General features: G+C 69.5%; 23 protein-coding genes and 3 tRNA genes. 15 read left to right on the forward strand and 11 right to left on the reverse strand.

Going from position 1 to position 21,612, the window contains the following annotated elements:
* Positions 1-44: 44 nt before the first annotated feature.
* The gene (gene phaC, locus E8A49_RS06305; RefSeq protein ID WP_293377761.1) at positions 45-2,048 is read right to left on the reverse strand and encodes a class I poly(R)-hydroxyalkanoic acid synthase; all 2,004 of its coding nucleotides are present in this window, start codon (positions 2,046-2,048) and stop codon (positions 45-47) included.
* A 99-nt stretch (positions 2,049-2,147) separates the two neighbouring features.
* Here phaC and E8A49_RS06310 point away from each other — a divergent pair, with 99 nt between their 5' ends.
* From E8A49_RS06310 to glpX, 4 genes are all read left to right on the forward strand, one after another.
* Positions 2,148-2,582 carry a hypothetical protein gene (locus E8A49_RS06310; protein WP_293377764.1) on the forward strand — a complete coding sequence of 145 codons (435 nt, stop codon included), beginning with the start codon at positions 2,148-2,150 and terminating at the stop codon, positions 2,580-2,582.
* 129 nt (positions 2,583-2,711) lie between these two features.
* The gene (locus E8A49_RS06315) at positions 2,712-3,932 is read left to right on the forward strand and encodes an LL-diaminopimelate aminotransferase (RefSeq protein WP_293377766.1); all 1,221 of its coding nucleotides are present in this window, start codon (positions 2,712-2,714) and stop codon (positions 3,930-3,932) included.
* Entirely contained in the window at positions 3,929-5,221 is a 1,293-nt protein-coding gene (locus E8A49_RS06320) for a homoserine dehydrogenase (protein WP_293377769.1), read from the forward strand. Before E8A49_RS06315 ends, E8A49_RS06320 begins: the two co-directional genes overlap by 4 nt.
* Before the next feature lie 58 nt (positions 5,222-5,279).
* Positions 5,280-6,233 carry a class II fructose-bisphosphatase gene (glpX, locus tag E8A49_RS06325; protein ID WP_293377772.1) on the forward strand — a complete coding sequence of 318 codons (954 nt, stop codon included), beginning with the start codon at positions 5,280-5,282 and terminating at the stop codon, positions 6,231-6,233.
* On the opposite strand, the gene E8A49_RS06330 is transcribed toward glpX, so the two are convergent.
* Positions 6,230-7,204, reverse strand: a complete 975-nt coding sequence (locus E8A49_RS06330) for an SDR family NAD(P)-dependent oxidoreductase (RefSeq protein WP_293377775.1) — start codon at positions 7,202-7,204, stop codon at positions 6,230-6,232. The two genes, glpX and E8A49_RS06330, sit on opposite strands and share 4 nt — an antisense overlap.
* A 144-nt stretch (positions 7,205-7,348) precedes the next feature.
* Here E8A49_RS06330 and E8A49_RS06335 point away from each other — a divergent pair, with 144 nt between their 5' ends.
* Positions 7,349-7,924 (forward strand): TetR/AcrR family transcriptional regulator, encoded by a 576-nt coding sequence (locus E8A49_RS06335; RefSeq protein ID WP_293377778.1) that lies wholly within the window; start codon positions 7,349-7,351, stop codon positions 7,922-7,924.
* A 13-nt stretch (positions 7,925-7,937) separates the two neighbouring features.
* Here E8A49_RS06335 and E8A49_RS06340 read toward each other — a convergent pair whose 3' ends face one another.
* Entirely contained in the window at positions 7,938-8,360 is a 423-nt protein-coding gene (locus E8A49_RS06340; RefSeq protein ID WP_293377781.1) for a hypothetical protein, read from the reverse strand.
* Positions 8,357-8,695 carry an autorepressor SdpR family transcription factor gene (locus tag E8A49_RS06345; RefSeq protein WP_293377784.1) on the reverse strand — a complete coding sequence of 113 codons (339 nt, stop codon included), beginning with the start codon at positions 8,693-8,695 and terminating at the stop codon, positions 8,357-8,359. The genes E8A49_RS06340 and E8A49_RS06345 overlap by 4 nt, the downstream gene beginning before the upstream one ends.
* Positions 8,696-8,839: 144 nt before the next feature.
* Here E8A49_RS06345 and E8A49_RS06350 point away from each other — a divergent pair, with 144 nt between their 5' ends.
* Positions 8,840-9,493, forward strand: coding sequence for a hypothetical protein (locus E8A49_RS06350; protein WP_293377787.1), 654 nt, complete (start codon positions 8,840-8,842; stop codon positions 9,491-9,493).
* Between the two features lie 19 nt (positions 9,494-9,512).
* Here the strand turns inward: E8A49_RS06350 and E8A49_RS06355 are convergent, their stop codons facing one another.
* A complete protein-coding gene (locus tag E8A49_RS06355) occupies positions 9,513-11,588 on the reverse strand; it encodes a hypothetical protein (RefSeq protein WP_293377790.1) in 2,076 nt (691 codons plus the stop codon).
* A 219-nt stretch (positions 11,589-11,807) separates the two neighbouring features.
* Here E8A49_RS06355 and E8A49_RS06360 point away from each other — a divergent pair, with 219 nt between their 5' ends.
* Positions 11,808-12,359, forward strand: coding sequence for a TetR/AcrR family transcriptional regulator (locus E8A49_RS06360; protein WP_293377792.1), 552 nt, complete (start codon positions 11,808-11,810; stop codon positions 12,357-12,359).
* A 117-nt stretch (positions 12,360-12,476) separates the two neighbouring features.
* On the opposite strand, the gene E8A49_RS06365 is transcribed toward E8A49_RS06360, so the two are convergent.
* From E8A49_RS06365 to E8A49_RS06375, 3 genes are read right to left on the reverse strand one after another with little or no spacing between them, the layout of a single operon-like run.
* The gene (locus tag E8A49_RS06365; protein ID WP_293377795.1) at positions 12,477-13,190 is read right to left on the reverse strand and encodes an MIP/aquaporin family protein; all 714 of its coding nucleotides are present in this window, start codon (positions 13,188-13,190) and stop codon (positions 12,477-12,479) included.
* Positions 13,190-13,699, reverse strand: a complete 510-nt coding sequence (locus tag E8A49_RS06370; RefSeq protein WP_293377797.1) for an arsenate reductase ArsC — start codon at positions 13,697-13,699, stop codon at positions 13,190-13,192. The genes E8A49_RS06365 and E8A49_RS06370 overlap by 1 nt, the downstream gene beginning before the upstream one ends.
* Positions 13,700-13,718: 19 nt before the next feature.
* On the reverse strand, positions 13,719-14,072 hold the full coding sequence (locus tag E8A49_RS06375; protein WP_293377800.1) for a metalloregulator ArsR/SmtB family transcription factor: 354 nt from the start codon (positions 14,070-14,072) through the stop codon (positions 13,719-13,721).
* Positions 14,073-14,317: 245 nt separating this feature from the next.
* Between E8A49_RS06375 and recJ the strand changes: the two genes are divergently transcribed.
* From recJ to E8A49_RS06415, 8 genes are all read left to right on the forward strand, one after another.
* A complete protein-coding gene (gene recJ / locus E8A49_RS06380) occupies positions 14,318-16,117 on the forward strand; it encodes a single-stranded-DNA-specific exonuclease RecJ (RefSeq protein ID WP_293377803.1) in 1,800 nt (599 codons plus the stop codon).
* A gap of 65 nt (positions 16,118-16,182) precedes the next feature.
* Positions 16,183-16,257: transfer RNA gene (locus tag E8A49_RS06385), tRNA-Glu, on the forward strand.
* 152 nt (positions 16,258-16,409) lie between these two features.
* Positions 16,410-17,009 (forward strand): cold-shock protein, encoded by a 600-nt coding sequence (locus tag E8A49_RS06390; RefSeq protein WP_293377806.1) that lies wholly within the window; start codon positions 16,410-16,412, stop codon positions 17,007-17,009.
* Between the two features lie 90 nt (positions 17,010-17,099).
* A complete protein-coding gene (locus E8A49_RS06395; protein ID WP_293377809.1) occupies positions 17,100-17,864 on the forward strand; it encodes a glutaminyl-peptide cyclotransferase in 765 nt (254 codons plus the stop codon).
* On the forward strand, positions 17,861-18,301 hold the full coding sequence (locus tag E8A49_RS06400; protein ID WP_293377811.1) for a PaaI family thioesterase: 441 nt from the start codon (positions 17,861-17,863) through the stop codon (positions 18,299-18,301). The genes E8A49_RS06395 and E8A49_RS06400 overlap by 4 nt, the downstream gene beginning before the upstream one ends.
* 69 nt (positions 18,302-18,370) lie before the next feature.
* A tRNA-Pro gene (locus E8A49_RS06405) sits at positions 18,371-18,447 on the forward strand.
* A gap of 28 nt (positions 18,448-18,475) precedes the next feature.
* Positions 18,476-18,781, forward strand: a complete 306-nt coding sequence (locus E8A49_RS06410) for an ETC complex I subunit (RefSeq protein ID WP_293377814.1) — start codon at positions 18,476-18,478, stop codon at positions 18,779-18,781.
* A 46-nt stretch (positions 18,782-18,827) separates the two neighbouring features.
* A tRNA-Arg gene (locus tag E8A49_RS06415) sits at positions 18,828-18,904 on the forward strand.
* 28 nt (positions 18,905-18,932) lie between these two features.
* Here the strand turns inward: E8A49_RS06415 and E8A49_RS06420 are convergent.
* From E8A49_RS06420 to metC, 3 genes are all read right to left on the reverse strand, one after another.
* Entirely contained in the window at positions 18,933-19,361 is a 429-nt protein-coding gene (locus E8A49_RS06420; RefSeq protein WP_293377817.1) for a hypothetical protein, read from the reverse strand.
* Between the two features lie 91 nt (positions 19,362-19,452).
* Positions 19,453-20,304, reverse strand: coding sequence for a kinase (locus E8A49_RS06425; protein WP_293377820.1), 852 nt, complete (start codon positions 20,302-20,304; stop codon positions 19,453-19,455).
* A gap of 112 nt (positions 20,305-20,416) precedes the next feature.
* Complete coding sequence (metC, locus tag E8A49_RS06430) at positions 20,417-21,586, reverse strand: cystathionine beta-lyase (protein WP_293377823.1); 1,170 nt, start codon at positions 21,584-21,586, stop codon at positions 20,417-20,419.
* Positions 21,587-21,612: the final 26 nt, after the last annotated feature.

Genomic DNA, 21,612 nt, shown 5'->3' on the forward strand with positions numbered 1-21,612 from the left:
TTAACCGAGGCGGCCGCGCCGAACCAAGGGCCGTGGCCGCCGGCTCAGCTGCGCACCTTCACATAGTCGCCGGGGGCGTCGCCCAGGGACTTCAGCGGCCCCTTGGCGGGGTCGCGCGCCGGGACCTGGCCGCCGGAGCGGGCCTTCAGCCACTCGATCCAGTGCGGCCACCAGGAGCCGGGCGTCTCGGTCGCGCCGGCCTGCCAGTCCTCGAGCGTCGCCGGCAGCTTGTCGTTGCTCCAGTACTGGTACTTCTTCGCCGCGGGCGCATTGATCACGCCGGCGATGTGGCCGGAGCCGGCCATGTTGAAGACCACCGGCCCGCCGAACAGCTGCGCGCCGCGATAAACCGAACGGGCCGGCGCGATGTGGTCCTCCCGCGAAGCCTGCACGAAGACCGGCGTCTTCACCGTCTTCAGGTCCAGCTTCAGCCCGTCCAGCTCCAGCTCACCCTTGGCCAGCGCGTTGTCGCCATAGAAGCGGCGCAGATAGAACAGGTGGAGGGTCTTGGGCATCCGCGTCTGGTCGGAGTTCCAGAACAGAAGGTCGAAGGGCTTCGGCTCCTTGCCCATCAGGTAGTTGTTCACGAAGAACGACCAGATCAGGTCGTTGGCGCGCAGGGAGTTGAAGGTGTCGGCCATGGCCTGGCCCGACAGCACGCCGCCGCCCTCGTCCATCTTGCCTTCGAGATCCTTCAGCCAGTCCTCGTTGGTGAACAGCAGAAGGTCGCCGGCCTCGGAGAAGTCCTGCTGGGCGGCGAAGAAGGTGGCCGACGCGATCCGCTCGTCGCCCTTGGCCGCCATGTGCGCCAGGGTGGCCGAGAGCAGGGTGCCCCCGATGCAGTAGCCGACGGTGTTGACCCGATCGACGCCGCACTGGTCCATCGCCGCCTGCGTCCCGGCGTAGATGCCCTCGCGCATATAGTCCTCGAAGGTGCGGGTAGAGAGTTCCGGCGTCGGGTTCACCCAGGAGGCCACGAACACCGTGATGCCCTGGGCGCTCAGCCAGCGGATCATCGAATTCTCGGGCCGCAGATCGAGGATGTAGAACTTGTTGATCCACGGCGGGAAGATCACCAACGGGATCTCGCTGACGCTCTCCGTCGTCGGAGAAAATTGCAGCAACTCTATGATTTCGTTGCGGAACACGACCTTGCCGGGGGCGGTGGCCACGTTCTCGCCGATCTTGAACATCTCATAGTCGGTCTGGGCGATGGAGAGCTGGCCGCCGCCGCGCTCCAGGTCGGAGGCGAAGTTCGCCATGCCGCGCACCAGGCTCTCACCGCCGGTGGCCATCACCTCGCGCAGCGCCGTGGGGTTGGACGCCAGGAAGTTCGAGGGCGAAAAGGCGTCGGTCAGCATCTTCATGAAGAACTCGACCCGCCGCTTGGTCATCGGCTCGACGTCCTCGACCTCGGCCACCAGGCTGTTCATCCAGTTGGCGGTGAGCAGGTAGGACTGCTTCATCACGTCGAAGACGGGGTTCTCCGACCAGTCGGGATCGGCGAATCGCTTGTCGCCGCGCGCCGGCTCGGCGACCGGGTCGGGCGTCTCGCCGCCCATGCGCCGGGCCGTGGCCTGCCACAGGTCGAGATAGCGGGAGAAGAGGTCGGCCTGGGCGCGCATCAGCCGGTCTGGCTGGGCGGCCAGGCGGCCCATGACCTCGGTCAGCGCCGGGGCCACATGGAACGGATCGGGCGACAGCGCGGCCGGCCGGTCGGCCTGGCGCAGAGCCATCTCGGCGATCGCGCCCTGGGCGGTCAGCGCCGCGCGCGCCAAGTTCATCGAGAGCTTCTCCACCACCGCCCGCTGCTCGGCGCTGAGCGAGATGGGTTCGGGCGGCGAGGGCGCGAATGGGGGAATCTGCGGCGCCGTCGCGGTAGACGCCGTGGCCGGCGGCAGCTGTTCCGGCCGGGGCGATTTCGCCTTGCCGTTGGCTTTGCCCTTTGTCTTCGGCGGTTTGCCGCCGCTCATCTCAGCCTTGGACGCCTTAGCCTTTGCGGCCTTCGGCGTCTTGGCGGCCTTGGTCGGCGAGTTCTGCCCGCTCATTGGATCGTCCTCCCGGCGGCGAAAGCGCGCGCGCCCTTTCGCCGATCTCGATGATCGCATAAACCGGACCGGAAAATGCCAGTCCGGTCGAGCCCTTTTATGAACGCCCGCCCCGGCCTTGCGGCTGCGAAGCTTCTGGCGAGCCTCTGCGTCTGCGGTCTGGCCGGCGCTTGCATCACCGCGCCCTTCCACGACGCCAAGGTCGATCCGCGCTCGCCGATCGCCGCGGAGGTCGCCCGGACCGTCAGGCCCGACGCGCCGTTCCCGACCTTCGTCAACTTCCCGAAAAAGCCGACCGACGTCCGACCGCACCGGCAATATGGGTACGCCGCCGCTCAGGTCGAGCTCGACGCCGCCGCCATCGTCGCCGGCACGGCGGATTCCACCTGGACGCTCAGCGACACCGAGGCCTTCGCCATGCAGGCCCGCGCCGACGCCGGCCCCGAGCTGCCGCCGCCGGACCCGGCGGACACCGCGGCTTTCGCCAAGGATCAGAGGGCCCGAGCTACGCCGCCTCCGCCGCCCAAGCGCTAAGCTTAAGGGCCTGCGGAGGCTGAAAATTTCATCGAACCATGGCTTGGCTGGCTCCCGCCCGGAGTCTATCCATGCCCGCCTTCACCTTCGAAGAAGCCGCACGGGCCTTTCGCGGCGCAAGATTTCACCATGACCCCCGATTTCCATCGCATTCGCCGGCTTCCGCCCTACGTCCTCGAAGAGGTCAACCGCATCAAGGCGCGGCTGCGCGCCCAGGGTGTCGACATCATCGACTTCGGCATGGGCAACCCGGACATGCCCACCCCCAAGCATATCGTCGACAAGCTGGTGGAGACCGCCCGCGACCCCAAGGCCGGCCGTTATTCCGCCTCCAAGGGCATCGTGGGCCTCCGCCGCGCCATGGCCGGCTACTACGACCGCCGCTTCGGCGTGAAGCTCGACCCCGACAGCGAGGTGATCGCGACTCTGGGCTCCAAGGAAGGCTTCGCCAACCTCGCCCAGGCCCTGACCGCGCCGGGCGACGTCATCGTCTGCCCGAACCCGGCCTATCCGATCCACGCCTACGGCTTCATCATGGCCGGCGGAGTGATCCGCCACGTGCCGGCGCTGTCGCCGGAGGACTATCTGGCGGGCGTCAGCCGGGCGGTGAAGCACTCCGTGCCGCCGCCCACGGTGCTGATCCTCAGCTATCCGTCGAACCCGACGGCCCAGTGCGTCGACCTGGACTTCTACAAGGACGCCATCGCACTCGCGAAGAAGCACGAGATGCTGGTGATCTCCGACATCGCCTATTCGGAGATCTATTTCGACGGCGCCCCGCCGCCCTCGGTGCTGCAGGTCGATGGCGCCAAGGACATCGCCGTCGAGGTCAATTCGCTCTCTAAGACCTACGCCATGGCCGGCTGGCGGGTGGGCATGGTGGTGGGCAACGCCCGTATCTGCGCGGCGCTGGCGCGGGTGAAGTCCTACCTCGACTACGGGGCCTACACCCCGATCCAGGTCGCCGCCGCCGCGGCGCTGAACGGCCCGCAGGACTGCGTTGAGGAGATCCGCGGCATCTACAAGTCCCGCCGCGACGTGCTGGTCGAGACCATGGCCCGCGCCGGCTGGGACATCCCGTCGCCCAGCGCCTCGATGTTCGCCTGGGCGCCAGTGCCGGAACAGTTCAAGGCCGCCGGCTCGCTGCTGTTCTCCAAGCTCCTGGTCGAGGAGGCCGGCGTCGCCGTGGCGCCGGGCGTGGGCTTCGGGGAGTACGGCGAGGGCTTCGTCCGCGTCGGCCTGGTCGAGAACGAGCACCGCATCCGCCAGGCCGCCCGCAACGTGAAGAAGTTCCTCAGCCAGGCCGACGACGTCCTGGCCCGCCACCACAACGCCCTGGCCGCGCAATGACTCAGCAGAAAACCTGGCGCGTCGGCGTCGCCGGCCTGGGGACGGTGGGCGCGGGCCTTTTGACCTTCCTGGCCGAGCATCCCGACTTCGCCCCGGCGGGCGGGCGGGCCAGCGTCACGGGCGTCTCGGCGCGCTCGCGCTCACGGCCGCGGCCCTTCGACATCTCGGGCCTGCCCTGGTTCGACGATCCGGTGGCGCTCGCCACCTCCGCCGAGACCGACGTCTTCGTCGAACTGATCGGCGGCTCCGACGGCCCGGCCAAGGCCGCGGTGGAGGCCGCGCTCTCCGCCGGCAAGCCGGTGGTCACCGCCAACAAGGCCCTGATCGCCGAGCATGGCGCCGAACTCGCCGCCCTGGCCGAGTCCAAGGGGGCGCCCTTGCTGTTCGAGGCCGCGGTGATGGGGGGCGTCCCGGCGGTGAAGATGGTCCGCGAGGCCCTGGTCGGCGATGAGATCAAGTCGGTGGCCGGCATCCTCAACGGCACCTGCAACTACATTTTGACCGAGATGGAGGCGACCGGCCGCGCCTTCGCCGAGGTCCTGGCCGAGGCCCAGCGCCTGGGCTACGCCGAGGCCGACCCGACCATGGACGTCGGCGGGTTCGACGCGGCCCACAAGATCTCCATCCTGGCGGCGCTGGCCTTCGGCTGCGCCCCCAATTACGCCGCCGCCGAGATCGAAGGCATCGCCGGCGTCGAGCTTCTGGACATCCAGCTCGCCCGCGACCTGGGCTACCGGATCAAGCTGGTGGCCTCCGCCGACCGCTCACCGGACGGGGTGCTGGTGCGCGTGCATCCGTCGCTCGCCCCGCTGGCGCATCCGTTGGCGCAAGCGGGCGGGGCGCTGAACGCCCTCTTCATCGAAGGCCGCCGCACCGGCCGCATCTTCGTCCAGGGTCCGGGCGCAGGCGCCGGCCCCACCGCCGCGGCGGTCGCCGCCGACCTCGCCGATGTGATGGCCGGCGCCGTCCGCCCGGTCTTCCAGGCCCCGGCCGCGAGCCTTTCGCCCTTCACGCCTGTCGATCCTTCGAAGAGCATCGGCCGCGCCTACCTTCGCCTGTCGGTGAAGGATGAGCCCGGGGTGATCGCCGCGGTCTCCGAGACCCTCGCCGAGGCCGGCGTCTCAATCGAGAGCTTCCTGCAGAAGCTGGTGGAGAACGCCAGCGGCGTGCCGATCGTGCTGACCACCCACGCGGTGGCCGAATCCGTGCTGAAGGCGGCTATCGAGCGCATCGCCAGCCTGCCGGCTGTGCTCGACCGTCCAAGGCTGCTACGCATCGCCCGAATTTAGACCTGGGCCCGAATTTGCAGCGGGGCTCGAACTTAGAAAAGCTGGGGACATCCAAGAGATGAGTTCCGAAAACCTGGACCGCAGCCTCGTGCTGGACGCGGTCCGTGTCACCGAGGCCGCCGCCATCGCCGCCTGGAAGATGGTCGGCCGCGGCGACGAGAAGGCCGCCGACCAAGCCGCCGTCGACGCCATGCGCACGGCGCTCAACGACCTGGAGCTGGATGGCGAGATCGTCATCGGCGAGGGCGAACGCGACGAGGCGCCGATGCTCTACATCGGCGAGAAGGTCGGCAAGGGCGGCAAGCACAAGATCGACATCGCCCTCGATCCCCTGGAAGGCACCACGCTGACCGCCAAGGCCATGGCCAATGCGCTGGCGGTGATGGCCTGGGCGCCCAAGGGCACCATGCTGAACGCGCCTGACACCTACATGGACAAGATCGCCTGCGGCCCGGGCTATCCGGCCGGCGTGATCGACCTCGACAAGACCCCGGCCGAGAACGTCCAGTCGCTCGCCAAGGCCAAGGGCGTGGCGCCGGAAGAGCTGACGGTCTGCGTCCTCGACCGGCCACGCCACGCCGAGATCATCGCCAGCCTGCGCTCGGTGGGCTGCCGCATCTACCTGATCACCGACGGCGACGTGGCCGGGGTGATGAACACCGCCGACCCCTCGACCGGCGTCGACCTCTATGTGGGGCAGGGCGGGGCGCCGGAGGGCGTGCTGGCCTGTGCGGCGCTGAAATGCGTCGGCGGCCAGTTCCAGGGCCGGCTGGTGTTCCGCAACGCCGATGAGCGGGCCCGCGCGGCCCGGGTCGGCATCACCGACCTCGACCGCAAGTACGACCTGCACGAGATGGTCCGCGCCGACGCCATTTTCGCCGCCACCGGCGTCACCGACGGCGCCCTGCTCGACGGGGTGAAGCTGGAGGGCGGCTTCGTCCACACCCATACCCTGGTGCTGAACTCGGCCACCCGCACAGCCCGGGAAGTCCGGATGAAGCGGCCGGTTTAGGCGAACCGCTCGCCGACCATCTCTTCGCTCTTGGCCCAGAGCGCCTTGGCGTGCTCGGGGTCGAGGGCGTAGGGGCGCACCCCGCCGCGGACGGCGAGCATGTCGCCGCCCTCGACGACCTCCGCCACATGGCAGTCCTCGCAGTAGAGGCCGCCGACCGCGTCCGCCGGCGCCACCACCCCGGCCCAGACCGAGGTCGCCGCGCCTTGCGGAACGGTCTTCCATTCGAAGGCCGGCTGGCCGGAGGCCGCGTTGGTGGCGTTGATGCTCTCGATCAGGCCCTGCATGACCTCGTGGGTCATGTATCGGCCGAGTTCGGTCTGGATGCCGCCGGGGTGGACCGCCGTGGCGCGCACGCCGCGGGCCTTGTGCCGCCGGTCGAACTCGACGGCGAACAGGATGTTGGCGGTCTTGGACCGGCCGTAGGCCACGAACTCGGCGTAGTCCGTGTGATCGAAGTTGGGGTCCTCGAGGTCGACGTCGGAGAACCGGTGGCCGGAGGACGACAGGTTCACCAGCCGCGATCCTGGGGCGAACAGCGAGGCGATACGGTTGACGAACACGAAGTGGCCCAGGTGGTTGGTGCCGAACTGGGTCTCGAAGCCGTCGGTGGTCTTGCCGAAGGGCGTCGCCATGACGCCGGCGTTGGCGATCACCAGGTCGAACGGCCGCCCGTCCGCCAGCAACGCGTCGGCGCACGCCCGCACGCTCCTCAGGTCGGCGAGGTCGAGTTCGACCAACTCCAGCCCGCCCCCATTCGCGGCGTCGGCCAGCACCTGCGCCGTGGCCGTCTTGGCCTTGGCGAGGTCGCGGGCCGCGCCCACCACCTGCGCCCCGTGGGCGGCCAGCGCGCGGGCGGTCTCGACGCCCAGGCCGGCGGAGACCCCGGTGACCAGGACCCGCTTGCCTTTCAGATCGACGCCGGAGAGGACGTCTTCGGTGGTGGAAGTGGCGCCAAAGGATGCGGGCATGGGAGGACTCCTGCTTGGAAAGGGCTTGCCTTGCGCGCGACGGTCTTGGCGCGCGGTTGTCGGGCCGCCGTCGATCCACTATAAGCGGAGGATGGCTCCGAATATATACGGAGGGCTCCTCCGTTTATCAAGGGCACCGGGTTCGTGATTGGCGAGAGTGAGGGACGCAAGCCGCGCGCCGACGCGCTCCGTAACCGCGCCCGCTTGATCGGGGTGGCCAAGCAGGCCTTCACCGAGATCGGGCCGGAGGTCACCCTCGAGGAGATCGCCCGCCGCGCCGAGGTGGGGATCGGCACCCTCTACCGGCATTTCCCGACCCGCGACGCCATGGTGGAGGCCGTCTACCGCCACGAGGTCGGCCAGCTGGCTGAGGCCGCGCAAAGCCTTTTGGAGACCCTGCCGCCGGCCGAAGCCTTGCGGGCCTGGCTCAGGCTCTTCGTCGAATACATGGCCACCAAGCGGGTGATCGCACCGGCCCTGGGCGCGATGGCCGGCGGGGTTTCGGCGCTCTACGAGACGTCTGGCTCGCTGATCCGCGCGGCCGTGACCCTGCTGATCGAGCGGGCCATCGCCGCCGGCGACATCCGCGCGGATATCGAGCCCGAAGACCTGATGCAGGCGCTCTCCGGGCTTTCCTACGGCGCTTCAGCTCCCGGGTGGGACGCCCGCACCCTGCGGCTCATCGACGTCCTGATGAACGGCCTGCGCCCGGAGGCTTGAGGCGGCCGGCCTGTCAGGTCCCGCAACTCGGGGTCGACGCGGACCCGCCTTTGCGCGGGCCGTGCTCCATGAACGCCCAGATGGAATAGCCCATCACATAGGCCGTCGCCGTGCCCAGGAGGGCGAGCGGGACCGTGTCGGACACCGGCAGCAGCGAGGTCAGCGCATAGGCCAACCCGCCCAGCATGTAGGCCCAGCCGCTGACCCGCAGCACCTGCTCCATGCGCAGGGCCTGCTCCGGGCTGCGGTAGGTCCCCAGCATCTTCGGCAGGAAGTTGGCGTAGACCGCCAGCGCCAGGCCGGTGAACACCGCCAGCGCGCGGACCGCCATGTCGTGCGAGGTGAAGCCCAGCTTCTCCGCGGCCTTCAGCGCCAGGGCGCCGCCGATGTAGGTCCCGGCCGTGGCGAGGGCGATGGCGAGGTTCCTGTGGATCATGACGTGGGCCTCCCGGCGGACTTAGGGGCGGAATTTGCGACGGACGCGGCGTCGTCCGCCGGCTTGGCCGCCTGCGCGACGGCGCTGAACGCTCCGACGAAGCCCAGGAGCGCATCCTCCAGCACCGACAGTTTCAGGCGATAGATCACCGTCTTCCCCAGCTTCTGGGCGTCGACGAGATTGGCCTCGCGCAGCACGGCGAAGTGGGTCGACATGGTGGGCTTGGAGACCGGGAAATGGTCGGCCAGCTCGCCCGCCGTCATCGGCCGGTCCCGCAGCAGCTCCAGAACGTGGCGGCGCGTCGGGTCGGACAGGGCCTTGAAGACGGCGTTCATGGGATGATGTTTAGCTAAACGTCGAAATGAAGTCAATCCAACTGCCCGGTCGCCGGCCCCGACCTTCTCGCCGGCGCGGAATCGGCCCCTGATTTCGCGGGGCTCGGTGAAGTTAGCGGGCCCGAATCCGATCAGGCCGAGCTGGTGACCACGCGATTTTCCGACCTGCCGAAACGCGTCCAGCGCCTGCCGACCGATCGCCGCGGCTTTCCGGTCCCCTGGTTCGTGGCCTGGCGCGACGGCGAGCCGCAGTTTCCCGTCGTCGACGCGGCCAAGCTGGGCGTCGCCTGGGCCGGTGAGCTGTGCTGGGTCTGTGGCGACAAGCTGGGCGCCCTGCGCGGCTGGGTGGTCGGTCCGATGTCGGCGCTCGAGGGCGCCACGCCGGAGCCGCCGTCGCACTACGACTGCGCCCGGTTTTCGGTCCGCTGCTGCCCGCACCTGTCGACGCCCACGGCCAAGCCCAGCGCGCGATACGGCGAAGCCGAAGGCTACGCGGCCCAGGCGAACGTCTCAAAGCTCCGCTCGGGCGCCACGGCGATCTGGGTGACCCGAGGCCGCGGCGCGACCCCGTTCCACGCCGGCGGCGGCCTGCTCTTCGGCCTGGAAGGTCCGGAGCGCCTGGAATGGTACGCCGCCGGCCGCCCGGCGAGCGCCGCCGATGTCCGCGCCGCCATCGCCCGCGTCCTGCCCACCCTGCGCCGCGTGGCCGAGCGGGAAGGGCGCGCGCCCGACCTCGCCCGGCGACTGCAGTGGCTGGACCGCTGGACGCCGACGGAAGCGGCGTCGCGGGAGGGGTGAGTGTTGGCGGAGACGCTCCTCAGCGCCCGCCGCCCGCTGGCGCCGCCTTCGCCTCGCTTGACGCGACCGCGGGCGTAGCGGCCGGCGCCGGTCCCGCCGCCGCCGGTCGACCACCGCCCCGCTTCGGCAACAGCTTCATGGCCGCCGCCAGCTCGCTGGCGTCGATGAAGCCGTCGTGGTTGGTGTCGATCACGTTGAAGTACTTCTTCAGCATCGTGCCGGGGCTCTGCGGGCCGCCCTTCAGCTCGGCAAGCGAGAGCTTGCCGTCCATGTTGTCGTCCATGACGTCCAGCATGAGGTTGGCCTGCATCAGCTTGTCGTAGTCGTCCCGGGGGTTCTTCGCGGTCTCGCCCGCCCAGTGGTAATGGATGTAGACCGCCAGCATCTCCTCGAAGGACTGCTCGCCCCAATAGACCGTCTTGGTCGGGTCGGGATTGCCGGGGTTGCGGCTCGAGTTGTCGTAGACCCAGTGGGTGATGATCTTGGAGCCGGCCGGGACGTTGATCGGCTTGGCCAGCACATAGTCCCACTGCCAGTTGAAGTCGTACCGCGGCATGGCGAGCAGCGTCTCTTCCCGGCCGTCCGGATAGCGGATCGAGACGTTGGCGGCGACGCCGCGCTTATGGGAGTGCGGGGTGAAAGCGTAGACCACCGCGTCCTTGGGGAATTCAATGTAGGCGACTTCCTTGTGCTCGCGCTCGCCGGCGGGAATCTCGATGGAGAAGTCGAAGATGCCGAAGGTCCGCCGCGGATATTTCGGCTCCTCGCCCTTGGGATAGAAGTAGAGCCCGAGCTTGGTGTTCTCGACCGTTTCCTTGCCATAGGTCGTGTAGTGGGCCTGGAAGGCCAGGCCGCTGCCGGGCGGGATCCACAGGCCTGAGTCCTGCGCCATCTTCTGATAGCCGACCCCCGGCACATAGCCCTGCAGCAGCGTCGTGAACGGAGAACTCGCGACCGTATCGCCCGCGGGCATGTCGCTGGGCGCCACTCCTGACAGGATATGGTGCACCGCCTGACGGTCGTTGATCTGGAAGGCCGAGGCCTTCAGCCAACGGCCCTCGGTCATGACGTTCTTCACCGCCGGGTACTGGTAGTCGATGACGCCGCTGGCCGGGATCTTGACGGTGGGGATCTCGACGATCTTGTCGGGCTTGCCGAGCGGCCACTCGGGGGCCTTGAAGTCGATCTTCTTCAGCGGATCCTCGCCCTCGCCGCGCGGCGCGCCGGCGTCGATCCAGTGGACCAGAGTCTTCATCTGGTCGGGCGACAGGCGCCCGTCGTCCTTCCACTGGCCGACCGTCTCGTCGGGTTCGAAGGGCGGCATGCGGTGAGTGCGGATCACCTCGCGGATCATCGGGGCGAAGCCCTTGACCTGTTCGTAGCTGGTGAGCGGCATCGGGCCGATCCCGCCGGGCTGGTGGCAGGTCGAGCACTTGGCCTCGACCATGGGCGCGATGGTCTTGGCGTAGGAAATCTGGGCGAATGCCGCGGACTTGGCCCGTTCCGGGAAGGCGATCGGCTCGCCCTTGGCCTCGACAGCGCTGAGCGCGACCTTCTGGCCGGCGACCAGGGCGTCAACCGCCGCCTTCGCGCCATCCACCGGCCCGCGATAGGCGATGGTCCAGCCGCGCGGATCGACAACGATCACTTCGTCGGCGCGAGTGACGCCCAACGCCTCGCCCACCAGCTGCTCGTAGTCGAACAGGATCGGCATATCGATCCCGGCGGCCTTGGCGTCGGCGGTCACCGGCCCGCGCCGGTCGCCGATGCGGCTGTCCACCGCCATCACCTCCACGCCCTTGTCGGCGTAGGCGGTCTTGAGGGCCATTAGCGCCGGCGCGTCGGCATGCAGCTGCTTGTCGCCCAAGGCGTAGGTCACCAGCACCACGGCCTTGTCCTGGCCCATCCAGTAGAGCTGCCGGCCAAACAGGTTCTGGTCCGCCAGCAGGAAGTCGTCGACCCGCGCCGGGCCCGCGGCCTTCGGCGCCTCGGCCTTGGCGCTGGAGGCGCCGTGCGGAGAGGCCATCAGCGCGAGGGCGCTGGCGGTCGTCGCCAACAGGCCCAGTCCAGCGATCGCCTTCAGTGATGTCCTCATGGCGCATCTCCCCGGTCCGCCGATGTTGTTCAATTTACTGGCTGGACAGCCAACAATAATGCATTTCCGGAGCCCGCGCGCAAGGGCCTGGCCCCGGAGTGGTTTGGCGGTCGGGACCTCAGAGGGTAGCTTCCCGCCCAGATGGAAGAGACATCGCAGAAAACGAATCGGCGGCGCCGGACGCAGGCGGAACGACGAGAGGAATCCGAGCGGGGACTGGTGAAGGCCGCGGTCGCCCTGGTCTCCGAAGAAGGGGTGAGCGCCAGCACCTTCGAGGCGATCGCTCGGCGCAGCGGCTACAGCCGCGGACTGGTCGGGCAACGGTTCGGCTCGAAACTTGGCCTGGTCGAGGCGGTGATTACCTACCTGCACGACGGTCGTGAGAACTTCGCCGAGGCGCGGAAGCTCGACGGGCTGCCGGGCCTGGAAGCGCTGGTCACCTATGCCGACCACTATCTTCAGCGGCTCTCCCACATGGGCGAGGTCCGGGCCTATTTCCGGCTCCTGTCCTGGGCGGTGGCGGACATCTCGGCGTTCCGCTCGGTGTTCGCCGTCGAGCACGACCGCATCCGCGGCCGGTTCGAAGGTTGGATCCGGCAAGGCCAGGCCGAGGGTCAGATCCGGGCGGACCTGGACGCGGCTGCGGCCGCCCTGATGGTCGGCGGTCAACTTCTGGGACTCTCGATCCAGGTGCTGATCGACCCGGCGATGGACCTCGACCCGATCCGCGCCACCTACCTGGCGACGCTGCGCCAGGCGTTCTCGTCGTAGAGAGCGGCCGTTGACGGCGGGCTGTGTCCCGGCAGGGGATGGGACGTCGGTTTCCGCGCGCGGCGCACGGCTGGCCGGTCGTTGGCGGCCGGCTGGGGCGACCGACCTCAAGAACGGTCAGGAAGTGCGCCCTTTGGCGTGTCGAAACAGCAAACCGGAAAGGGCCGTGGCCGTGACAGCCCCCACGAACTGTCCGAGCAAGAAGCTGAGCACGCTCGCCGGAGCGATCCCGGCGAAGGTGTTGGATATCGACCGCGCGAGCGTGACCGCCGGATTGGCGAACGAGGTCGAGGCGGTGAACCAGTAGGCCGAAGTGATGTAGAGGCCGACCGCCATGGGTGTGGCCTGAGGACGGAAGCGCAGCGTTCCGAGGATGGTCAGGATCAAGCCAAAGGTCGCGACCGCCTCCGACCAAGCTTGAGATGGCCCCTCGCGTAACTTGGTCGAGACCTGAAAGATGGGCTCGGCGAACATGGCGTGCGCGGCCCAGACGCCCAGCACCGCGCCCACAAGCTGAGCGGCGACGTAGGCCAGGGTGAGGCGCACGCCGATCTCCCGGCGCAGGGCGAAGACCAGGGTCACGGCCGGATTGAAGTGCGCGCCGGAGACCGGGCCGAAAACCTCGATCAACACCACCAGCCCCGCGCCGGTCGCCAGGGTATTGCCGAGCAGGGCGATGGCGTCGTTTCCGCCTGAGAGCCGCTGGCCCATAATCCCCGAGCCGACCACGATGGCGAGCAGCATCGCCGTCCCGAGGGCTTCCGCCACAAGGCGGCGGGCCGGATCGGCAACCCGGAGCGGCGCCTCCAGGCTGGCGTCGGCTTCGGCCATCAGGCGAGTTGTTCGGCCGATTTGCCGATGTAGGTCAGGTGCGATCGGAGCGACGTCTCGTCCAGCCTGTCGAACGGCAGGTCGACGAAGAGGCCGATGCGGTTCTTCAGCAGACGGGCGGTATTGCCGAAGGCGGTGGTGATCTCGTCCGGCGTTCCCATGACGGTGGCGGGGTCGGGGACGCCCCAGTGCGCGGTGATCGGCCGACCCGGCCAGATCGGGCAGACCTCGCCGGCGGCGTTGTCACAGACGGTGAAGATGAAATCGAACGGCGGCGCGTCCGGACCGGCGAACTCGTCCCAGGACTTGGAGCGGAAGTCCTTCGGGTCGAGGCCCAGGCTCTCGATGATCGTGAAGGTGTTCGGGTTGACAAAGCCGGCCGGGAAAGAGCCCGCCGAATGGGCCTTGAACTGGCCCGCGCCCAGCCGCGTCAGCAAGGCCTCGGCCAGGATCGAACGGGCCGAATTGCCGGCGCAGAGGAAGAGGACGTTCATCGGGCGCGCGCTCATCGGAAGCTCCTTTGCGGGATCAGCAGGCGCGGCCTTCGGCGGCGCAGGCGCGGCTCGCCAGCGCCACGAGCGGGCCACAGATCTCCGGGTTGCCGCCGCAACAGTCCTCCATGAGGAAAGCCAGCAACTCGCGCATTCGGTCGTAGCCGGCGGTGTAGATGATCGATCGCCCGTCGCGGCGCGAATCGACGAGGCCTGCGGCGGCCAGGATGTTCAGGTTGGCTGACAGGGTGTTCGGCAGGCTGTCAGTGGCCCGCGCGATCTCCCCGGCCGCCAGGCCTTCGGGCCCGGCGCGGACCAGCAGACGGAAGACCTCCAGCCGGCCGGGATGGGCCAGCGCGCTCAGCGAGGTGACGGCGGCGGGGCTTTCCATGGGTCCATCCTCGCCGTTGGGGGGCTCCCGAAACGGCATCCTGTTCAATATTTCCAGAATATTCGAAGAGTCAAACAGAGCTGCGCCGCCGTCATGCGCGTGGCCTGTTTGCGAGGCGCTGGCCTCCAGACAGCAGCTGAGGCTGGGTCGACGTCCGATTCTGACGCAGGCTGCGGCTATCCAGTCCTGGCGACTCGCCGTGGGCGAGCCGATAGTGGGCGCTTCGGGGCCTCAAGGAACGGCAGTTGGCGGACGGTGGCGCCTCATTCGGCTATCTCGGGGTCTCCCGCTCGCTCAGCGGGCGGGCCTGGCGCGAGCGCGCGGCCGACGGCAAGCTGGTGCGCCGCCATCAGCTCAGCCACGGCCTCTCCGAGCCCCTGGCCCGGGCGCTGGCGTCCCGTGGGGTCACTGCGGAGGGCGCGGACACCTATCTCGCCCCCAGCCTGAAGGCGCAGTTCCCCGACCCGTCCAGCTTCGCCGACATGGACCGCGCCGCCGCCGTCCTGGTCGACGCCCTGGAGCGCAAGCGGCCCTGCGTGGTGTTCGCCGACTACGACGTGGACGGCGCCTCATCGGCCGCCCAGCTGGTGCGCTGGTTCCGGGCCTTGGGCGGCGACCTGCCGATCTATGTCCCCGACCGGATCCTTGAAGGCTATGGCCCGTCGCCCGCCGCCTTCCGCCGGCTGAAGGCCGAGGGCGCGGAGCTGGTGGTCACCGTCGACTGCGGGGCCGCGGCGCACGATGCGCTGGCCTGCGCCGCCGAGATCGGCCTGGAGGTGGTGGTGATCGACCACCACCTGATGCGCGGCGATGAGATCCCTAGGATCGCGGCCCTGGTGAACCCCAACCGGCCGGACTGCGGCTCGGGGCAGGGGCACCTGGCGGCGGCGGGCGTGACCTTCGTCCTCCTGGCGGCGCTCAACCGCGAAGCGCGGCGGCGCGGCCTCTTCGCCGAGCGGGCCGAGCCGGACCTGCGCCAATGGCTGGACCTCGCAGCCATGGGCGCGGTCTGCGACGTGACCCAGCTTGTGGGCTTCAACCGCGCGCTCGCGGCCCAGGGGCTGAAGGTGATGTCGGCCTGGCGCAATCCGGGCCTGGCGGCGCTGATGGCGGTGGCGGGCGCCGAGGGGCCGGCCTCAGTCTTCCACGCGGGCTTCATCCTGGGGCCGCGGATCAACGCCGGCGGCCGCATCGGCCGCGCCGACCTGGGCGCGCGCCTGCTTTCCACCGACGACCCGGAGGAGGCGAGGGCGCTGGCCGAGGAGCTCGACGGCCTCAACGCCTCGCGCAAGGAGGTGGAGCGCGAGGTCACCGAGGCGGCGATCGCCCATATCGAGCGGGAGATGAACGCGCCCGAGGCGCCCATGCTGCTGGTGGCCGCCGACGGCTGGCATCCTGGGGTCATCGGCATCGTCGCCGGCCGCCTCCGGGAGAAATACCGCAAGCCCGCGATCGTGGTCGGCGTCGACCGCGCCGCCAACGTCGGCAAGGGCTCCGGCCGTTCGCAGCCCGGCGTGAACCTCGGCCGCGCGGTGCAGGCGGCCTACGACGAGGGCCTGCTGTTGACCGGCGGCGGCCACGCCATGGCCGCGGGCCTGTCGGTGCGGCCGGACGCGATCCCGGAGCTGCGCGCCTTCCTCTGCGAGCGCCTGGCGGCCGAAACCGCCGTCGCGGCGGCCGAGGACGCGCTGGATGTGGACGCGCTTGTCACAACTCTCGGTTGTGACCGGTCGCTCTGGCAGGACTTCCAGCGGATGGCGCCCTTCGGCCCCGGCAACCCCGAGCCGCTGTTCGCCGCCGCCGACGTGCGGGTCGAGCGGCCCATGGCGTTGCGGGGCGGTCATGTGCGTTGCACCCTGACCGACGGCTCAGGCGGGCGGCTGAAGGCGGTCGCCTGGCGAGTCGAAGGCACAGAGGCCGGCCGCCGCCTGCTCGCCGAGGGCGGCGCGATCCATGTGGCGGGTCGTCTGAAGCCGGACGACTGGCAGGGGCGGCAAGGCGTGGAATTCGAGATCGAGGACGTCGCCGATCCGCGGCGGGCTTGAGGCCTTCCGACCACCTTGCACCCCCAAGGGAAGGCGGATATAGAGCCGCCCTTCGCGATCCATGCGGTCCCTTCGTCTATCGGTTAGGACGCCAGGTTTTCAACCTGGAGAGAGGGGTTCGACTCCCCTAGGGACTGCCACGCGATTTCCCCAAGGTCATGCCGCCGCCGCGACAATATTCCCCTGTCGCGTGCATTTTGGGCGTTGACGCACGCCATGTTACCAGAACAGTGTTATAGTTGGCTCAGCCCGACGTGTTCGGGGGACGGGGAAGTAACGGGCCGAGGGGCATATGGCTGGTTACGAATTCGAGCATGTGGACGCGCAGGGTGAGGCCCTGCGTATCAGCGGCCGCGTCAAGTGGTTCGACGCTGGCAAGGGCTATGGCTTCATCGTGCCGGACGATCCCAGCCAGACCGACCTGAAGGACGTCCTGCTCCATGTGACCAGCCTGCGCAACTCCGGCCGCGAAAATGCGGTCGAGGGCTCGATGATCACCTGCGACGTGGTCCGCCGGCCGAAGGGCTGGCAGGTGGCCGAGGTCGTCGAGATCGACGAGAGCTGCGCCCCGCCGCCCACCGAACGCCGGCCGGCCCGCGAGGGCGCGCGCGAGGCCTTCCTGCGCGGCGACTTCGCCAACCGCGCGCCGCCCGGGCGTCCGCCGCCGGCCACCGGGCCCCTGGAACGGGCCAAGGTGAAGTGGTTCAACCGCACCAAGGGCTACGGCTTCGTGGTGCGCGACACCGAGCCGGGCGACATCTTCGTCCATATCGAGACCCTGCGCCGCTCGGGCATGGAGGACCTGCAGCCCGGCGACGACGTCATGGTGCGCTTCGCCGAGGGCCCCAAGGGGCTGGTGGTGGCCGATATCGAGGCCCCGCAGGCCGACTGACATCTTGCCTGGGGAAAGCGGGCGGCCCTAAGGATGGGCGCCAACCTCCGGGAGCCCGGCTTGCCGCATCCGTTCCGACGCCCCCCGACCATGCTTGGCGCCGCGCTCATCGCCGCCCTGCTGGCCTGGCCCGCCGCCGCGGCCGTGCCGGTGGGCGGCGTGCAGGTGGTCCGCGCCTATCCGCACGATCCGGGCGCCTTCACCGAGGGCCTGTTCTACCTGAAAGGCGAGCTCTTCGAGAGCACCGGCATGCCCGGTCAGTCCAATGTCCGCCGGGTGCGCCTGGCCGACGGCGCGGTGCTGCAGCTGGCGCCGATCGCGCCCAACCTGTTCGGCGAGGGCATCGTCAACTGGGGCGACGAAATCGTCAGCCTGACCTGGCAGAACCACATCGGCTTCCGCTGGGACCGCAAGACGCTCACCCAGAAGAAGACCTTCTCCTATCCCGGCGAAGGCTGGGCCCTGACCCAGGACGGCAAGCACCTGATCATGAGCGACGGCACCGCGTCCTTGCGGGTGCTGGACCCGCTGACCTTCAAGGAGCTGAAGCGCATCCCGGTCACCGCCGATGGCCGCCCGGTCGACCAGCTGAACGAGCTGGAATGGGTGAAGGGCGAGATCCTGGCCAACATCTGGCAGACCAAGCGGATCGCCCGTATCGACCCGGCCACCGGCCATGTGAAGGGCTGGATCGACCTCTTCGCCCTGCCGGAGACCCAGGGCGGCGGCAATCCCGACGCCGTGGCCAACGGCATCGCCTACGACCGCGAGCACGACCGGCTGTTCGTCACCGGCAAGTACTGGCCGCACCTCTACGAGGTGAAGCTGACGCCGCCCGCGAGGACGGCGCCTTGAGCCGTGCGCCGGAGGACGGCCAGCCGCAGCCCGCGGCGCCCGACGGCTATGTCCCCGCCCAGGGACGCGGCGGCTTCTCGACGCTCAACGGGCCCTATTTCCATCGCCTGGGCGATGGCCCGCTGTCCGAGCAGGCTTTCTTTGCCCTGCCGCGCCACGCCAACGGCCTCGGCCTGGTGCACGGCGGCATGCTCTCGGCCTTCATGGACGGCGTGCTGGCCGGCGCGGTCTGGCGCGGAGCGGGCAAGACCGCGGTGACCATCCACCTCTCCATCGACTTCCTGCACATGGCCCGGGTCGGCGAGTGGGTGATGGGCGAGGCGAAGATGACGCGAGCCACCCGCGAGGTCGCCTTCGCCGAAGGCCGCGCCTATGTCGGCGGCCACGACGTGGTCCGCTGCTCGGGCGTCTTCAAGCTGATGAGCCGCGACCGCTAGGCGTTCAAGCGCGCCGCCTCCGTTGCCGAAGCCGGAAAACGCCTATATCGCAGGCCACGCCGGCGCCCTCGGGGCGTAGCGCAGCCTGGTAGCGCATCTGCTTTGGGAGCAGAGGGTCGGGAGTTCGAATCTCTCCGCCCCGACCACGCCGGCGAAAGGATTTCGAGGTCGACCATGCTCGCGCGCATCTTCCGCCCCGCCAAGACCGCCATGCAGTCGGGCAAGGCCAAGACCCATGAGTGGGTGCTGGAATTCGAACCGGCGTCCGCCAGACGGCAGGACCCGTTGATGGGCTGGACCCAGACGGCGGACACCGAGGGCCAGGTGCGGCTTTCCTTCGAGACCAAGGAGGAGGCCGTGCGCTACGCCGACCAGCACGGCATCGCCTTCCAGCTCGTCGATCCCAAGCCCGCGAAACGGATCATCAAGGCCTACGCAGACAACTTCGCCTTCGGCCGCAAGGTCCCCTGGACTCACTGAGATGGGGACACGCTGAGATTGGGACGCACCGACGCTGGCCACACCAGCGCCCTTAGCTCAACCGGATAGAGCACCCGCCTTCTAAGCGGGCGGTTGCAGGTTCGAATCCTGCAGGGCGCGCCAAGCTGTCGCGGAAGGCCGCGCCAAGCGGCTATTTCGGCTTCGGATCGGACGCGCAGGCGACCTTGGTGACCTGGGGCGCGTAGAACAGGCCGGCCTCGGAGAGCACGCCGGGGCCGGATCCCGATAGGCCGTCGATGGCCATGTTGGTCGCGGCCGTGCGCCAGGCGACGCTGGCGCACCACCGCTGCAGTTCCTTGGGATAGCGCGCCTTCAGCTCGGCCACCACCGAGGCGACGCACGCCGGGTCACGGGACGAGCAGGCCTTCGGCGCGGCCTTGGGCGGGGCGACCGTGACGCCGCTCACCGTGTTCCCGGACGGCTTGGTGGCGGGCGTCTTGGGCGGCGCGGCGGGCGCGTCGCCGACGGCCTCCACCGTCGGAATGTCCGCCCCTTGGGCAAGGGCCTCACCTGCGACGAGGCTGACCGAGATCAGAAGCGCTACGGCGAGCTTGTTCATCTGTCCTCCGAGACGCTCAAGGTAGAGCTGAACTCTGGCGAATGGATGTCGGCCTCTGTTTCGCCTCGTTACACGACGCCGGGCGCCGGCGTTATTCAAACGGACTTCGGTTGGCGTCGAGGCTGACCGTCCAGGCCGCACGGGCCGGCATTTCGGCCAGGATCCAGCGGGTGAGCCGCTCATAGTGGGCGACGAAACGGGCGATCTCGGCCTCGCTCATGCCGCCGGCATCCTTGGCTCGCAGCTTGGCCTCCTGCTCGGCGCGCCAGCCGGCGACGACCTCGAAGCTGGGCGCGGCCAGCAGGATCAGGTCGTGCAGCTTGCCGAACAGCTCCTGATAGGGCCCGTCGAGCTGGTCGTTGACATAGGTCCGCCAGACGCCCGCCGCGTCCTCGTCACGCTCCAGGGCGTTCACCGGCGTCGCGAGGGCCGCCGCGCCCTGCGCCACCGCGCCCACGCACCAGCCTTCCAGCAGGATCACGTCCACCGGTGTGGCCACTGTTGGCCAGGCGGCGCGGGGCGCGCGGGTGTCGGCGGCCTTGTCGAAGCGCGGCAGCACGGCCTTGCCCTTGGACCGCAGCTGGTCGATGGCGGCGCTGGCCATGCCCACGTCGTGGGTGCCCGGCGGCCCACGGGTCGCCAGCAGCGGATGCACCTCCCGCGCCAGCCGCTGGCGCGCCTCGTGGGTCATGTAGAAGTCGTCCAGCGACGGGGCGACGGCGCGCAGGCCGCGCGCCTCCAGCAGGCGCACGACATAGGCGGCGACGGTGCTCTTGCCGGAGCCCTGGGCGCCGCAGAGACCGATCACCGCGCAGCGCTTGCGGTCGATCCGCCGGCGCTGAGCGCGGGCCGCCAGCGGCTCGCAGACCAGCTCGGCGGTCCGGCGGAAGCTGTCGGGCAGGCCTTCCTCGGCCATGAACCGCTCAAGATCGCCGTCGTCCATCCGCACCCCTTGAGGGAGGCGAAGCTCAGCCCCCGGTATAGTCGCCGATGATCGGCAGGATCTCGCCGGTGATGTAGCTGGAGGTCTGGGGCGAGGCCAGGAAGACGTAGGCCTAGGCCTTGGCGGTCCGATAGGCGGTGAAGCCCTGCTCCAGGTCGGCGATCAGGTCGGCAGGGTCTTCCAGGCCGATGTGCAGCCGCATCAGCGGCCCGCCGTAGTCGGGGTGGAAGTTGCGGACCTTGAGTTGGTGGTCGCAGGAGATCGCCAGGCTCTCGAAGCCGCCCCAGGAAAAGCCCAGGCCGAACAGGCTGAGCGCGTCCAGGAAGGCGTCCACGGCCGCCGACGGCGCTGGCCGCAGGGAAAAGCCGAATAGGCCGCAGGCGCCGGAATAGTCCCGCGCCCAGAGCGCGTGGTCGGGCGCTCCGGGCAGGGCGGGATGGAAGACCTGGACCACCTCGGGGCGGCCGCGCAGCCAGTCGGCGACCGCGAGGCCACTCGTCCCATGTCGCGCCAGGCGCGTAGGCAGGGTGCGCAAGCCGCGCAGCACCTGGTAGGCCTCATCGCCCGCCACCGACCAGCCCAGGTTGTGGACGCCGTCGTCCAGGGCGTGGGCCAGCTTGGCGTCGGCCACGGCCGCCGAGCCCATGAACACATCCGAGTGGCCGGCGACATATTTGGTCAGCGCCTGGATCGAGATGTCCACGCCGTGATCCAGCGGCCGGTAGAGCAGGCCCGCGGCCCAGGTATTGTCGGCGGCAGTCAGGATGCCGCGCGCCCGGGCGAGCTCGGCCACCTGGGCCACGTCCTGCATCTCGAAGCTGAGCGACCCCGGCGATTCCATCAGGATCAGGCGCGTGGCGTCGGAGGCGCCGGCGACCAATTCGGTCGGATCCTGGCGCGAGTCGAAATAGCGGACGCCCACTCCGAACCGTTTCAGCACCTGCTCGCAGAACCGCCGGGTCGGCCGGTAGATCACGTCGCTCGCCAGCACCTCGTCGCCGGCCTTCAGCACGGCCAGCAGGGCGCCGGTGAGGGCGGCGAGGCCAGACGGATAGAGGGCGACGGCCCGGGCGTTCTCCAGCTCGCAGAGCGCCGCCTGCAGCGCGAACTGGGCGGAGAGCCCCTGGCGGCCGTAGGTCAGTCGCCCATCGGTGGGATAGAGGCTGGCCGCGTCGGGCAGCAGGACGGTCGAGCCCTTCTGCACCGCCGGGCCCACCGTCTTCGCCGGACGCCCAGCGCCGTGGCCGGCGCGGATCAGGCGGGTCTCGTCCTTCGGGGGCATAGAGGTTGCGGCGCCTGGGCTTGCGG

The sequence above is a fragment of the Phenylobacterium sp. genome (genome assembly GCF_004799515.1).
GTDB lineage: Bacteria > Pseudomonadota > Alphaproteobacteria > Caulobacterales > Caulobacteraceae > Phenylobacterium.

What these genes read in the sequence shown, in the direction of transcription:
- phaC (WP_293377761.1), bottom strand. Translation starts at nt 2,048, where the DNA reads ATGAGCGGGCAGAACTCGCCGACCAAGGCCGCCAAGACGCCGAAGGCC.
- E8A49_RS06310 (WP_293377764.1), top strand. Translation starts at nt 2,148, where the DNA reads ATGAACGCCCGCCCCGGCCTTGCGGCTGCGAAGCTTCTGGCGAGCCTC.
- E8A49_RS06315 (WP_293377766.1), top strand. Translation starts at nt 2,712, where the DNA reads ATGACCCCCGATTTCCATCGCATTCGCCGGCTTCCGCCCTACGTCCTC.
- E8A49_RS06320 (WP_293377769.1), top strand. Translation starts at nt 3,929, where the DNA reads ATGACTCAGCAGAAAACCTGGCGCGTCGGCGTCGCCGGCCTGGGGACG.
- glpX (WP_293377772.1), top strand. Translation starts at nt 5,280, where the DNA reads ATGAGTTCCGAAAACCTGGACCGCAGCCTCGTGCTGGACGCGGTCCGT.
- E8A49_RS06330 (WP_293377775.1), bottom strand. Translation starts at nt 7,204, where the DNA reads ATGCCCGCATCCTTTGGCGCCACTTCCACCACCGAAGACGTCCTCTCC.
- E8A49_RS06340 (WP_293377781.1), bottom strand. Translation starts at nt 8,360, where the DNA reads ATGATCCACAGGAACCTCGCCATCGCCCTCGCCACGGCCGGGACCTAC.
- E8A49_RS06345 (WP_293377784.1), bottom strand. Translation starts at nt 8,695, where the DNA reads ATGAACGCCGTCTTCAAGGCCCTGTCCGACCCGACGCGCCGCCACGTT.
- E8A49_RS06355 (WP_293377790.1), bottom strand. Translation starts at nt 11,588, where the DNA reads ATGAGGACATCACTGAAGGCGATCGCTGGACTGGGCCTGTTGGCGACG.
- E8A49_RS06365 (WP_293377795.1), bottom strand. Translation starts at nt 13,190, where the DNA reads ATGGCCGAAGCCGACGCCAGCCTGGAGGCGCCGCTCCGGGTTGCCGAT.
- E8A49_RS06370 (WP_293377797.1), bottom strand. Translation starts at nt 13,699, where the DNA reads ATGAGCGCGCGCCCGATGAACGTCCTCTTCCTCTGCGCCGGCAATTCG.
- E8A49_RS06375 (WP_293377800.1), bottom strand. Translation starts at nt 14,072, where the DNA reads ATGGAAAGCCCCGCCGCCGTCACCTCGCTGAGCGCGCTGGCCCATCCC.
- E8A49_RS06390 (WP_293377806.1), top strand. Translation starts at nt 16,410, where the DNA reads ATGGCTGGTTACGAATTCGAGCATGTGGACGCGCAGGGTGAGGCCCTG.
- E8A49_RS06395 (WP_293377809.1), top strand. Translation starts at nt 17,100, where the DNA reads ATGCTTGGCGCCGCGCTCATCGCCGCCCTGCTGGCCTGGCCCGCCGCC.
- E8A49_RS06410 (WP_293377814.1), top strand. Translation starts at nt 18,476, where the DNA reads ATGCTCGCGCGCATCTTCCGCCCCGCCAAGACCGCCATGCAGTCGGGC.
- E8A49_RS06420 (WP_293377817.1), bottom strand. Translation starts at nt 19,361, where the DNA reads ATGAACAAGCTCGCCGTAGCGCTTCTGATCTCGGTCAGCCTCGTCGCA.
- E8A49_RS06425 (WP_293377820.1), bottom strand. Translation starts at nt 20,304, where the DNA reads ATGGACGACGGCGATCTTGAGCGGTTCATGGCCGAGGAAGGCCTGCCC.
- metC (WP_293377823.1), bottom strand. Translation starts at nt 21,586, where the DNA reads ATGCCCCCGAAGGACGAGACCCGCCTGATCCGCGCCGGCCACGGCGCT.